Annotated in this window: 13 protein-coding genes and 1 pseudogene; 2 read left to right on the top strand and 12 right to left on the bottom strand. The window is 46.7% G+C overall.

The window, feature by feature from the left end; translation table 11 throughout:
* Positions 1 to 96: 96 nt before the first annotated feature.
* Positions 97 to 977, top strand: a pseudogene (locus AC4MCD_RS06970) (EamA family transporter).
* A 58-nt stretch (positions 978 to 1,035) separates the two neighbouring features.
* Here AC4MCD_RS06970 and pcaD read toward each other — a convergent pair.
* The 12 genes from pcaD to AC4MCD_RS07030 form a co-directional block, all read right to left on the bottom strand.
* Complete coding sequence (gene pcaD / locus AC4MCD_RS06975; RefSeq protein WP_419364412.1) at positions 1,036 to 1,815, bottom strand: 3-oxoadipate enol-lactonase; 780 nt, start codon at positions 1,813 to 1,815, stop codon at positions 1,036 to 1,038.
* 97 nt (positions 1,816 to 1,912) lie between these two features.
* Positions 1,913 to 3,118, bottom strand: a complete 1,206-nt coding sequence (pcaF, locus tag AC4MCD_RS06980; RefSeq protein WP_419364410.1) for a 3-oxoadipyl-CoA thiolase — start codon at positions 3,116 to 3,118, stop codon at positions 1,913 to 1,915.
* A gap of 163 nt (positions 3,119 to 3,281) precedes the next feature.
* Positions 3,282 to 3,935: a 3-oxoacid CoA-transferase subunit B gene (locus AC4MCD_RS06985; RefSeq protein WP_491876771.1), complete on the bottom strand. Its 654-nt coding sequence runs from the start codon at positions 3,933 to 3,935 to the stop codon at positions 3,282 to 3,284.
* A gap of 15 nt (positions 3,936 to 3,950) precedes the next feature.
* Positions 3,951 to 4,622 carry a 3-oxoacid CoA-transferase subunit A gene (locus AC4MCD_RS06990; RefSeq protein WP_419364406.1) on the bottom strand — a complete coding sequence of 224 codons (672 nt, stop codon included), beginning with the start codon at positions 4,620 to 4,622 and terminating at the stop codon, positions 3,951 to 3,953.
* A 24-nt stretch (positions 4,623 to 4,646) separates the two neighbouring features.
* The gene (benE, locus tag AC4MCD_RS06995; RefSeq protein WP_419364405.1) at positions 4,647 to 5,867 is read right to left on the bottom strand and encodes a benzoate/H(+) symporter BenE; all 1,221 of its coding nucleotides are present in this window, start codon (positions 5,865 to 5,867) and stop codon (positions 4,647 to 4,649) included.
* Positions 5,868 to 5,924: 57 nt separating this feature from the next.
* On the bottom strand, positions 5,925 to 6,710 hold the full coding sequence (gene benD / locus AC4MCD_RS07000) for a benzoate diol dehydrogenase BenD (RefSeq protein ID WP_491876772.1): 786 nt from the start codon (positions 6,708 to 6,710) through the stop codon (positions 5,925 to 5,927).
* A gap of 16 nt (positions 6,711 to 6,726) precedes the next feature.
* On the bottom strand, positions 6,727 to 7,743 hold the full coding sequence (gene benC, locus AC4MCD_RS07005; RefSeq protein ID WP_491876773.1) for a benzoate 1,2-dioxygenase electron transfer component BenC: 1,017 nt from the start codon (positions 7,741 to 7,743) through the stop codon (positions 6,727 to 6,729).
* Positions 7,744 to 7,834: 91 nt separating this feature from the next.
* Positions 7,835 to 8,326 carry a benzoate 1,2-dioxygenase small subunit gene (benB, locus tag AC4MCD_RS07010; protein WP_004785632.1) on the bottom strand — a complete coding sequence of 164 codons (492 nt, stop codon included), beginning with the start codon at positions 8,324 to 8,326 and terminating at the stop codon, positions 7,835 to 7,837.
* Entirely contained in the window at positions 8,323 to 9,711 is a 1,389-nt protein-coding gene (gene benA / locus AC4MCD_RS07015) for a benzoate 1,2-dioxygenase large subunit (protein WP_104426109.1), read from the bottom strand. Before benA ends, benB begins: the two co-directional genes overlap by 4 nt.
* A gap of 75 nt (positions 9,712 to 9,786) precedes the next feature.
* The gene (gene catA, locus AC4MCD_RS07020) at positions 9,787 to 10,707 is read right to left on the bottom strand and encodes a catechol 1,2-dioxygenase (protein ID WP_491876774.1); all 921 of its coding nucleotides are present in this window, start codon (positions 10,705 to 10,707) and stop codon (positions 9,787 to 9,789) included.
* Between the two features lie 150 nt (positions 10,708 to 10,857).
* Complete coding sequence (catC, locus tag AC4MCD_RS07025; protein WP_104426111.1) at positions 10,858 to 11,148, bottom strand: muconolactone Delta-isomerase; 291 nt, start codon at positions 11,146 to 11,148, stop codon at positions 10,858 to 10,860.
* A 15-nt stretch (positions 11,149 to 11,163) separates the two neighbouring features.
* Positions 11,164 to 12,273, bottom strand: a complete 1,110-nt coding sequence (locus AC4MCD_RS07030; RefSeq protein ID WP_419364396.1) for a muconate/chloromuconate family cycloisomerase — start codon at positions 12,271 to 12,273, stop codon at positions 11,164 to 11,166.
* 115 nt (positions 12,274 to 12,388) lie between these two features.
* Between AC4MCD_RS07030 and AC4MCD_RS07035 the strand changes: the two genes are divergently transcribed.
* The gene (locus AC4MCD_RS07035; protein WP_005100217.1) at positions 12,389 to 13,300 is read left to right on the top strand and encodes a LysR family transcriptional regulator; all 912 of its coding nucleotides are present in this window, start codon (positions 12,389 to 12,391) and stop codon (positions 13,298 to 13,300) included.
* The last annotated feature ends 177 nt before the right edge of the window (positions 13,301 to 13,477 follow it).

Raw genomic sequence — 13,477 nt, forward strand, 5'->3', positions numbered from 1 at the left:
AACTTTTAGCTATTAGCCATTATCTCATTTTTAATTAGTCATAGATTGTACTAAGGCATAGAATTAATTCACTTTTACGGTATTAATGATCAGGGTATGGCAATCAGCTGGATTTTCTTCACTTTAATGGCTGCATTTATGCAGGCCTGGCGAAATGCCTTTCAAAAACAGCTCAGCACCACTGTTGATATCTGGGGCGTGACACTGGCGCGTTTCCTGTTTGGATTACCTCTAGCTGGACTTTATATCGCGACTTTATACCACTTCAAACCGGTAGAAAATGTGGTGCATTTTACCCCGAAGTATTGGATCTATATCCTGATTGCCGGTATCAGCCAAATTCTGGCGACTGCTTTGATGGTGCAGCTGTTTAAACAGAAAAATTATGCGATTGGTGTTGGACTGGCAAAAAGTGAAGCGATTCTGGCTGCCATTATCGGGGTGATTTTCCTATCAGATCATCTGTCTGTACTCGCCTGGATTGGGGTGCTGATCGGTGGTTATGCGGTATTCCTACTGAGTAAGGGCAATCAGCTCACCGGCCTATCCACCAAGACTTTAGCCATCGGAATCGGCAGCGGTTTGAGCTTTGCTATTACTTCACTCTTGGTACGTGAAGCCAGTCTGGAACTACCAATGTTGCCAACCGTACATCGCGCTTCATGGGTACTAATTTCGGTGATTGGTTTCCAGTGCATCAGTATGCTGATTTACCTGAGCCTGTTTAGTCGAAAAACCTTAGTTGCCATGTGGCAACGTTTAGGTCTAACCTTTAAAGTCAGCTTCTGCAGCTTTATAGCATCCCTCGGCTGGTTTACCGCCATGAGTATGATGAGCGTGCCAATCGTGAAAACCTTGGGACAAATCGAAATCCTGTTCAGTCTGCTGATTTCAGTTTATTTCTTTAAAGAAAAACTGGCGCGTGCCGAGCATTGGGGCTGGTGGTGATTGCAGCGATGCTGGTGATCTGGGCTTAACGAATACACGAATAAAAGAAAAGCCACGATATATCGTGGCTTTTTTATAAGAATAAATTTAAGCAGCAAGAAAAGTTTGTACGGCCTGATTAAAGGCTTCCGGCTGTTCAATATTGGAAATATGCGAGGCATCTATTCCATATAGCTGGCTGTTCGCAATACGTTGCTGCATAAACTGGCCATCTGCAACAGTCGTCACAGGATCCTGCTGACCCGCAATAATCAGCACAGGGATTTGAATGCTACTAAGTTGTTCGCGGACATCCGCCTTAGCCAGAGCTTCACAGCAGTTTGCATAGCCTTCTGGGCTGCCAGCTCCGAGGTCGTTTGAAAGTTCTGCAACGACTGCCGGGTTGCTCTGGATAAAGGGATCGGTAAACCAGCGTGATGCCGCAGTTGCTGCAATCGGAGCAAGACCTTGCTCACGGACAAGCACAGCACGGTCTTGCCATGCCTGTTCCTGGCCAATTTTGGCTGCGGTGTTACAGACTATCACCTGGCTAAAACGTTCTGGCTTATGAATCGCCAACCATTGACCGGTTAAGCCACCCATAGAAATACCACAGAATGCTGCTTTTGCAATATCCAAATGATCCAGTAGATTCACGACATCCTGACCCAGCTGCTCCAAGCTATACGGGCCTTGTGGTACAGATGATGCACCATGACCACGGGTGTCATAGCAGATTACGTAATGATCCTGCTGGAAATGTTCAATCTGTGGCTGCCACATGCTGTATTTGGTACCCAGTGAGTTGGAAAATACCAAGACAGGTTTGTTGGCATCCCCAAAAGTCTGGTAATTAATCTGGGCATCATTTGATGTAAATGTTGGCATTTGTTATTCCTTTTATTTCCTTCTAAAAATTCCTCCCTGAACAAGGCATAAGCACTGCTTAAGCCTTGTGCAAGAAAGGGAGGTTAGGAGGGGTTTTTTAAACACGTTCAATAATCAGCGCGATACCTTGACCTACGCCAATGCACATAGAGCAGAGAGCATATTTCCCGCCAGTCTGTTCCAGCTGGTTCAGTGCGGTTGTCACCAGACGGGCACCGGAAGCACCGAGTGGATGGCCAATGGCAATGGCACCGCCATTCGGGTTTACATGGGCAGCATCATCTGGAAGGCCAAGGTCACGGGTCACGGCTAAGGCCTGTGCAGCAAAGGCTTCATTCAGTTCAATGACATCCATCTGATCTAGTGTCAAACCGGTCTGGGCCAGTAGCTTTTTAATCGCTGGTGCCGGACCAAAGCCCATAATGCGTGGTTCAACACCGACAACCGTTGAGCCAATAATTTTGGCACGCACTTCTAGGCCATATTCAGCAACAGCTTCATCAGAGGCAATCAGGAGTGCCGCTGCACCATCGTTAATGCCAGAAGCATTGCCGGCAGTCACCGTACCATCCGCTTTTACAACTGGTTTTAGCTTAGTTAAACCTTCTAGTGTCGTAGAAGCACGTGGATGTTCATCTGTATCAACAACCACAGGTTCGCCTTTACGCTGAGGAATCACTACCGGAATGATTTCATTTTTAAAGAAACCTTTGGCCTGCGCCGCTGCAGTACGTTGCTGGCTGGTCAGGGCAAACTTGTCTTGATCTTCACGGTTGATATTGAACTGTGCTGCCACATTTTCCGCAGTTTCCGGCATGGTTTCCACGCCATACAGCTCCTTCAGTTTCGGGTTGATAAAACGCCAGCCCATGGTAGTATCTTCAAGCTTTTGAGTACGGCCATAAGCGGTTTCAGACTTACCCATCACCAGCGGTGCACGTGACATGGATTCCACACCACCAGCCATAATCAGATCGGCTTCACCGGCTTTAATGGCACGAGCCGCAATGGCTACCGCATCGAGTGATGAACCGCAAAGACGGTTAATCGTAGTTGCCGGTACCTGATAAGGCACTCCTGCGAGCAAAGCGGACATACGACCCACGTTGCGGTTATCTTCACCGGCCTGGTTGGCACAGCCATAGATGATGTCATCCACTTTTTCCCAGTTAATACTTGGATTACGTTCCATCAGCGCTTTAATCGGGATCGCGCCAAGATCATCAGCACGGACAGGTGCCAGTCCACCCGCATAGCGACCGAATGGGGTACGGATGGCATCGATGATGTATGCGTTTTTCATTGTTTCTATTTCCAGTTCTCTAATCCCTCCCGACCTCCCTTTGATAAAGGGAGGAGAGCTTCCGGCATATATTTTCGAAAGTTTCCCTTTCTTGCACATCGACTTAAAGCAGTGCTTAAGTCTCGTTCAGGGGATTTAGGGGGATTTAATTTTCCTTTATTACTTAACCTTGTGTTGCATCAATCAGTTTGGCACCCGTCATCGACTGCAATTCTTCAAATGACAGACCTTCAACTTTTTCAATCACTTTCATGCCTTCAGCCGTGACATCAATCACACACAGATCGGTATAAATACGGTCTACACATTTCAGGCCAGTGGCAGGATAAGTCAGTTCAGCCACGATCTTCGGTTCACCTTTTTTAGTGACATGATCGGTAGTGATAAAGACTTTCTTGGCACCGACGGCCAGATCCATCGCGCCACCGACAGCAGGAATTGCATCCGGTGCACCAGTATGCCAGTTGGCCAAGTCACCATTTTCAGCGACCTGGAAAGCTCCGAGTACCGCAATGTCCAGGTGACCACCACGCATCATGGCGAAAGAGTCGCCATGATGGAAAAAGGCACCGCCGGTCAGCATGGTTACAAATTCTTTACCGGCATTAATTAGCTCAGGGTCTTCTTCACCTTTAGCTGGTGGTGGGCCAAAAGCCAGCAAGCCATTTTCAGAATGTAGGAAAACATCCTTGTCTGCAGGAAGATAGCTGGCAATCTTGGTCGGCAGGCCAATACCAAGGTTGACATAGGCACCATCAGGAATGTCCTGGGCAACACGTTCAGCAATCTGGTCACGGGTCAGTTTGATATAGCTCATGATTTTGCTCCTGAATTACTGTGCCGGTTGTACTTGGACAACGTGTTGGACAAAGATGCCTGGGGTAATAATATGCTCCGGATCCAGCTCACCGAGTTCAACGACTGCAGCGACCTGGGCAATAGTCACATCTGCCGCCATAGCCATGATTGGACCGAAGTTACGCGCCGATTTACGATAGACCAGATTACCCCAGCGATCGCCTTTATGCGCTTTGATCAGGGCAAAGTCCGCTTTAATTGGATTTTCTAAAACGTAATCTTTGCCTTCATAATTTAAGGTCGGTTTGCCTTCCGCCAGCAAGGTTCCAAAACCGGTAGGCGTGTAGATTGGCCCTAGGCCCATACCGGCAGCCTGAATTCGACAGGCCAGGTTGCCTTGCGGCACCAGTTCCAGCTCGATCTTGCCGGCACGGTACAGCTCGTCAAAGACCCAGGAGTCCGACTGGCGCGGGAAAGAGCAGATGATTTTACGAACTGCGCCGGTCTTTAGCAGTTTTGCCAGGCCATAGTCGCCATTGCCGGCATTATTGTTAACGATCACCAGATCTTTCACGCCCAGCTCAATCAGGCCATCAATCAGTTCAGCGGGCTGACCGGCAGTACCAAAACCACCGATCATGATGGTTGATCCGTCTTTGATTTGTGAAAGTGCTTCAACCAGAGAAGCAGAACTTTTATCAATCATAATCTTTCCTTTACTGCCTATCACTCAGGCACGTTTTGAATCAGAAGCTAAATTTGTTTGCAGTGAAGATTTCTTTGGGCTAAGTACAAAGTGCGCCAGCAGGCCGATACAGATGCCCCAGAACACTGAGCTCAGGCCGAGTACACTCATGCCAGAAGCGGTAGCCAGAAAGGTAATCAGGGCAGATTCACGTTGGTTTTCTGTTTGCATGGCCACGGTCAGATTGCTGGAAATTGCACCGAGTAAAGCCAATCCTGCCAATGCTGCAATCAGTTCTTTGGGAAACAGACTGAACAGCATCACGATACTGCCTGCAAACAGGCCACCTAAAATGTAGAACAGGCCATTACATACACCAGCGATATAACGTTTTTCTGGTAATTCGTGCGCATCTTTGCCTATGCAAAGTGCTGCAGTAATTGACCCCAGAACCGTGGTGATACCACCAACCCAGGCTACTGCCAGAGAAGTAATACTGGCTGTGGTAATAATGGGTTTGGCCGGTACCTGATACCCGCTGATTTTTAATAAACTCATCCCCGGTAAAAACTGACCGGACAGGCTGACCAGAATCAGGGGGAGTGCCAGGTTAAAGGTCGATGACCAGGTCCATTCCGGCTGAATCAGTTGCGGAATGGCCAGATTGAAGTCCATGCTGACTGGCTGAAACTGACCGAGAATCAGGCTTAAACAGACACCAGCCGTCAGTACCCATAACATGGCATAACGGGGATTCAGCCGTTTGGCGACTAAAAACACCAGCAACATGCCAAGTACGATCACGGGCATATTGTCTGTAGCACTAAACAGGCCCAAACCAAAATTCACCAGAATGCCGGCCATCATTCCTGCGGCAACCGCTTGTGGAATCAGCGCCAAAAATTTATCGAAATAGCCACTAATGCCAATCACAAACAGCACCACAGCCGTGGTGATATAGGCAGCAATCGCTTCATTCAGTGAAATATCGGGAAATAAGGTCACTAAAAGTGCCGTACCAGGTGCTGACCAAGCCATCACAATCGGCACTTTGAACCTGATGGATAAATAGATACTGGAAACAGCAGCACCTATGGAAATCCCCCAGATCCAGGAAATCATCATGGCTGCAGATACTTGTGCCTGCTGGGCCGCCTGGAAAAAAATAATCAGGGGACCGGCATAAGAAATCAGTACTGCTAAAAATCCTGCAACAGTGGCTGAAATCGACCAGTCATTTTTTAAGGTTTGAAACAGGTGACTCATTGGCAATATGCCTCCTTGCGTCTAGCAATGATCCTGTTGATCTGTTGTGGATCTGGATTAACCCAGATCGCCACCACCGACAGGTACTACCGTACCGGTCATATAGGACGATTCATCCGAAGCCAGGAATAAAATGGCATTCACTTGTTCCTGAATCGTGCCGTAACGTCCCAGGAAAGTACGGTCAATAGTTTGATCCACCACTTGCTGCATCCATACTTTTTCAGTTTCCGTTAATGGATTGGCATTACGTGGAACCTTACGTGGCGGTGCTTCGGTACCACCCGTTGCAACGGCGTTGACACGAATCCCGTCTTTGGCATGTTCAAAGGCAAGAGCAGCAGTCAAGCCGTTAACTCCACCTTTAGAAGCCGAATAAGGCACCCGGTTAATGCCACGGGTTGCAATTGACGATACGTTTACAATGGTGCCATGCTGCTGCTTGATCATTTGCGGTAGTACTGCACGGCAGCACCACATTGTTGGGAAAAGAGAGCGGTTCACTTCCTTGATGATTTCTTCTTCAGAAAACACTTCAAAAGGCTTCATCCAGATCGCGCCACCGACGTTATTGATCAGTACATCGACACGACCATAGGTATCCAGAGCTTTTTCAACGACAGATTGAGCACCGGCATAAGTTTCTAGATCGGCTTTTACAGTAATGGCATCGCCACCTTTCGCTTCAATTTCCGCCAGCACTTCTTCTACATAGGGAGAAAGGTCGGCCATGACGACTTGTGCGCCTTCAGCAGCAGCCTGGATGGCTACACCGCGGCCGATGCCTTGCGCAGCACCGGTCACGATTACGACTTTATTTAAAAATCTTTGACGTTCGGTCATGTCGAAATATCCTCAATCAGTTCGCTGAGAATTTTTCAAACAGGAAGTTGGCTGGCTGGATGCCTTCTGCTGACAGCCAGTTACGCACGGCATCTACCATTGGTACCGGGCCACACAGGTAGATATCGACATCTCCAGCGTTCAGCCATTCATTTTCAATATGACCAGTCACATAACCTTTACGCTCATGCGCAGATTCCGGATTTGCAACCACTGTGCGATATTCGAACCATGGGAATTTGTCTTGCAGTTCATTCAGCTTTTCAATTGCGACCAGGTCAAAGTCATTGGTCACACCAAATACCAGACGTACTGGATGTTCAGAACCTTTTTCTTCCAGTACCTGTAACATTGACATAAATGGCGCGATGCCTGTACCACCTGCCAGCATCAATACCGGACGGGTCACATTACGCAGATAGAAGCTGCCGAATGGACCGGTAAAGATCATTTTGTCACCCGCTTTTGCATCAGCGCTGAGGAAGCTCGACATTTTGCCGTTAGGGACATTACGAACTACAAAACCAGTTAAACGGTTACCCGGTTTAGAGCTGAATGAATAAGAACGGGTTTCGGTGGTTCCAGGAATACCGACATTGACATATTGTCCGGCCAGAAAATGGATATCTGGTTGACCATCATCGAGTTGAATATCAAAGGTAATGGTGGAGTCAGACAGGTTTTCTACACGAGCCAACGTACCTTGAAATGCGTGAATCTCGGTTTTGCAGACATCAGACGAAGCCTGAATCTGGAACACGGCATCCGAAGTCGGTTTACATTGGCAAGCCAGAATAAAACCTTCTGCGGCTTCTTCTGGAGTCAGTGCATCTTCAATATACATTTCTTCAGGCATGTCATACGCACCTGATTCACAAAAAGCGCGGCACGTTCCACATGCACCGTCACGGCAATCTAGAGGGATATTGATCTTTTGACGGTAAGCTGCATCGGACAGGGTTTCGCCTTGGGCAACACTAATAAAACGTGTAACGCCATCTTCAAATTGGAGTGCAACATTGTGGTTTGACATGGCTGAATATCCTATATAAATCTTTGAAACTAGACCTTTCAGCCATATTTCCCTAGCTGAAAGGTTTTTTGACCTTGCTGTCGAAACAGTCTTAGAGGTGATAAATGTCGATAACCTGGTTGATGTAATCGTTTTTCAGCACCACGTATTTGCTTAAAATCTGTGGTTTTTCGCCTGAAAAATCGATCACATAACGAGACATACCGAAGTAGCTGTAGCTGGTTTTGTAACGGAAACTCAGGGTATTCCAGTTAAAGCGCACAGTGACCTTGTCGCCGTCACGTTCCACAATTTCAATATTGCAGATGTTGTGGCTGGTACGGGTATCCGGCATGGTGGCAGATGAACGTTCCGTCTTGATCCGGAACACACGGTCTTCCAGGCCCTGACGGTCAGGGTAATAGATCAGTGAGATTTCAGACTGTGGATCTTCAGTCAGACGGTCATCATCATCCCAAGCTGGCATCCAGAAAGAAGCAGTAGGGGCGTAGCACTGTAACCAGTCATCCCATTGCTCATCATCTAAAAAGCGGGCTTCCTGATACAGGAACTGCGCAATATTTTCTAAAGTGATGTCGCTCATGCGGTTTCTCCTTCAGTGCTTGCAGCAATTTCTTTTTCAGTCGCAATGCCTTTTTTGATCAGTTCTAGCCAGTACTGGTGCTGAGCCAGGTACAGGCCTTCATCTTCAGTTTTAATGCCAGACAGTTTTGGTTTCAGGCCAATTTCATTGGCTGCATCATCCGGCCCTTGAATCCAGTGCTTAGAACCACGGCACATGTCGTTCCATTCCAGTGCGATCCCGGCATAACCAGCCTGACAGGCACGGAATTCTTCCAGATCGTCCGGAGTTGCCATACCAGAAGCATTAAAGAAGTCTTCATACTGACGGATACGGCGGGTGCGTGCTTCAGGCTCTTCACCGACAGGACCGATACAGTAAATCGTCACTTCAGTCTTATCGACAGAGATTGGACGCAGAACACGGATTTGTGAGCCGAACTGATCCATGAAGTAAACGTTTGGATAGATACACAGGTTACGTGAACGTTCGATCATCCATTTCGCCATGGCTTCACCATACCGTTCGGTATATTCATCTTTCTTGGCAAAGTTTGGACGGTCTTCCGGATTGGCCCATTGTGTCCAAAGCAGCATGTGACCATGTTCAAAACCGTAAGAACCACCGCCTTGTTTGCCCCATGAACCTGCGCTCATGGCACGAATATTATCGCCAGCTTCTTTTTCCTTACGTTGCTGAGTCGTTGCAGCATAGTTCCAGTGCACGGCAGAGACGTGATAACCATCAGCACCGTTTTCTGCAGTCAGCTTCCAGTTACCTTCATAGGTATAAGTCGATGAACCGCGTAAAACTTCCAGACCTTGCTCAGACTGACCCACGATCATGTCGATGATCTTGGTGGCTTCACCCAGGTATTCTTCCAGAGAAGGAACATCCGGATTCAGGCTGCCAAACAAGAAGCCTTTGTAATTTTCAAAACGGGCTACTTTTTTCAGGTCATGAGAACCGTCCTGGTTAAAGCAATCTGAATAGCCTGCATCAGCCGGGTCTTTCACTTTTAATAACTTGCCTGAGTTATTGAATGTCCAGCCATGGAATGGGCAGGTATAGGTTGCTTTATTGCCACGCTTATAACGGCACAGTTGTGCACCGCGGTGTGAGCAGGCATTGATCATGGCATTCAGTTCACCATTACGATTACGTGCAATGATGATTGGCTGACGGCCAATATGGGTTGTGTAGTAATCGTTGTTGTTGGGAATCTGGCTCTCATGTGCCAGATAAACCCAGTTTCCTTCAAAGATGTATTTCATTTCCAGATCAAACAGGGCTTGATCAGTAAATACGGAACGGTGCAGTTTAAATTCACCAGATTCAAAATCATCGACCAGTAATTCATCAATACGGTCTAAATGGCTGGTGTTAATTACAGGAATACGAGGCATGTCCAGTCTCCGACTTTCCAAGGAGGGGAAGTCATCGGGATGTTGCTCAGACTGACATCCCGATTCCATTTTGAATTAAGCGCTTGCGCGACGACGTTCTACTTCAGTGCTTGGCGCTGCAGCCTGGTCTTTCACCAGTTCAATATTGAACTGGATATGTTTGAATGGACCATTTAAACCACGGCGTACGATTTCAGCTTCATCGGTCACATCAACAGCAGTTGCGACCAGACCATCACGTGTGGCGAATGCAAAGTCATCCCACAGGTATTGATCGCCTTCGATATTGAACTGTGTGGTTAACTTTCGGTAACCCGGTGCAGATACGAAGTAATGCACATGAGATGGGCGGTTACCGTGACGACCTAATTTGTCCAGTACGAACTGGGTAGTACCTTCAGGTGGACAGCCATAACCGACCGGCATGGTAGTCAGGGCAACATATTTACCGTCTTGATCGGTAAAGATAGAACGGCGCAGGTTAAAGTCAGATTGCGACTTGTCAAAGAAAGAGTAGTTGCCCAGGCTGTTGGCATGCCAGACTTCAACTTTTGCACCTTCAATGATGTTGCCGTCAGTATCGGTCACTGTGCCTTCAATAATCAGGGTTGGAATTTTGCCCTCTTCAGAACCGTCATCCATACGCGCAAAACCAACTGACTCAGGAGCACCTGCAACATACAGCGGGCCTTCGATGGTACGTGGTGTACCGCCAGTAATGCCTGCTTTGGCATCTGCTTCATCCGCGCGTAAGTCTAAGTAATGTTCCAGACCCAGACCTGCAGCCAGTAAGCCTAATTCATTGGCTTGACCTGCATCAGTAAAGTATTCCAGACCTTTCCAGAGTTCAGTCTGAGAAATATCAAGATCTTCAATAGCCTGGAAAAGATCACCTAATAAACGTACAACAACTTGTTGTACACGCTCATCAACTGGTCCTGTCGCTGTGTCGACATTCATTTTTTTAACCAGTGCATCAATTTCTTGGCGGTTCATACTATTGCTCCTAAAGTATGTTTTCATATTTTAGTGGCGCATCTTTAGCTTTATCGGCTGGCTAAATTTGGCTGGCCACAAGTCCTTTTGGTTTACCCTCAGGTGTATGGGTGAGAAGGATTTTTTTATTTCCATTCCCGAATTTATTCATTACTTGTCATCATCTCGAATCGATGATGGATGGCGGTTCAATGCCATAACTTCGATGTTCATATACGGGTAGAGCGGCAAGCCCTGTAGCAGGTTGTGCAACTCTTCATTGCTTTCAACATCAAAAATACTGATGTTTGAATACTGCCCGGTGATGCGCCAGATATGACGCCACTTACCCTGGCGTTGCAGATCCTGTGAATAGGCTTTTTCGACAGCCTTAATTTCATTGGCCTGTTCAACTGGCATATCTTTTGGAATATTGACGTCCATTCGTACTTGGAAAAGCATGGGGTTCTCCTGGAATTATTGACGACGCAAGTTGTCAATTTTGTTTTCATCCAACTCAATACCCAGACCTGGTCCTTTCGGAATCTCAAGTTCAAAGTTTTGATACTGGAGTGGGGTTTTTAAAATTTCATCAGTTAGCAGCAGAGGACCAAACAGTTCGGTGCCATAAGCGAGACTTTCAAAAGTCGAGAAGGCATGGGCAGAGGCGATGGTGCCCACCGGGCCTTCCAGCATGGTGCCGCCATACAGATCGATGCCTGCCAGCTGTGCCACTTTTGCAACTTCACAGCCTTCAATCAGGCCACCAGATTGCGCCACTTTAACTGCAAAAACTGATGAGCCATGCTGACGTGCGATCTGATAAGCAGACTGCGGGCCCATCAAGGATTCATCCGCCATGATGGCGATATCAAAACGCTGGGTTAGACGTCGCATTGCATCCAGATTGTCAATGGCGCACGGCTGTTCAATCAGGTCAATGCCGCCGTCCTGGAGTAACTGAATACCTTTAATCGCATCCAGCTCTGACCAGGCACGGTTCACATCCACACGGATCGAAATGTCTTTGCCCAATGCCTGTTTAATGGCAAGCACGTGTTCAACATCCTGTTCCACTGGACGTGAACCAATTTTCAGTTTGAAAATATTGTGGCGTTTGGCCGCAATCATTTTCTGGGCTTCAGCAATGTCTTTCTCGGTATTGCCAGATGCCAGTACCCACAGCACTGGGATGCTGTCACGTAAACGTCCACCTAGAATTTCACTCAGTGGTTGGTTCAAACGTTGTGCCTGGATATCCAGTAGCGCAGTTTGAATGGCACATTTGGCAAAACGGTTACCATTAATATTCTTTTTGATGGCTTGTAATGTCTGTGCAACATTCAAACCCGATAATGTTTTCAGAAGCGGTGCGAAGTAAGTCTCAATATTCACTTTGACACTTTCTGGGCTTTCTTCACCGTAGCCTAAACCGCCAATGGTGGTGGCTTCGCCCCAACCCACATAGCCGTCTTCGGTGGTGATTTTGACCAGGACCAGTGTCTGGGTTTGCATGGTTGCGACAGCCATCTTGTGAGGACGGATCGTCGGTATTTGAACCAGCAAGGTTTCAACTGACTTATACATAATTACGCTTCACATTCTTGCTTTAATGTTTTGACTTGATATACCTTAAAAGAATAATTTTGATTGGTCTAAGATCGATTTAGCATTTTTTTATACTTTAAAGGTATGCATAAATATGGAACTCAGGCATTTGCGTTACTTCGTCGCAGTCGTCGAAGAACAAAGTTTTACCAAGGCGGCAGAAAAACTGTTTATTGCTCAACCACCTTTAAGCAGACAGATACAAAATCTGGAACAGGAACTGGATATTCAGCTCTTTGAAAGAGGTAGTCGACCGCTTAAGACCACAGAAGCAGGTCAATTCTTCTATCAGCATGCGGTTAAACTTTTGTCTAATGCGGAAGAAATCAAATCGATGACCAAGCGGATTGGCATCGCGGATCGCACTATTAGCATTGGTTTTGTCGGATCTTTATTATTCGGTTTACTGTCGCGTATTGTGTTTCTATTTAAGCAGCAACATCCCCAGCTCAAAATTGAGATGGTTGAAATGAATACTTCAGAGCAGATTCAGGCACTTAAAGAAGGGCGGATTGATGTCGGTTTTGGACGTTTAAGGATTTCAGATCCGGCAGTGAAACGGGTATTACTGCGTGAAGAACGGCTGATGGTCGCGGCACATTCTAGCCATTTTCTTTCGCAACGAGATGGCGTGAATCTGGCTGAACTGGTAGATCAGCCACTCTTTTTATACCCGAATAATGGTAAGGCTAATTTTTCTACCCAGGTGCGCGGTATATTTTCCGAGTATGGACTAGAGCCGAAAAATATCCGTGCAGTCAGTGAATTGCAACTGGCGCTGGGTTTTGTGGCTGCTGGAGAGGGTGTCTGTATTGTGCCGGAAAGTGCCCAGAATATTCGGCTGGCTCATTTAAACTTTATCCCTTTATTAGATGAATTTGCGGTTAGTCCGGTCTTTATGGCTATTCGTAATATGGATGAAAGTGAATATATTCGTTATCTGTTTGATGCGGTCTATCAGGTCTATGATCTTGAAGCGATTAAATATGATCGTGCGGTGTTTTAAACAAGATTAAAACTTTTTAGATGTTATATAAAATAAGTGAAATTATTATTTAATGACTGAATTAAAGTCGTTTTATTTAGATGAATATCATTAAAGCATAGTAAATAAAGCCTTTTCTTTAAGGCAGACTTTATAGGTATAGAAGCATGCCTATTCAGTTTTGGACATTTATGCACA

The organism is Acinetobacter sp. CAU_H_78, assembly GCF_058599365.1.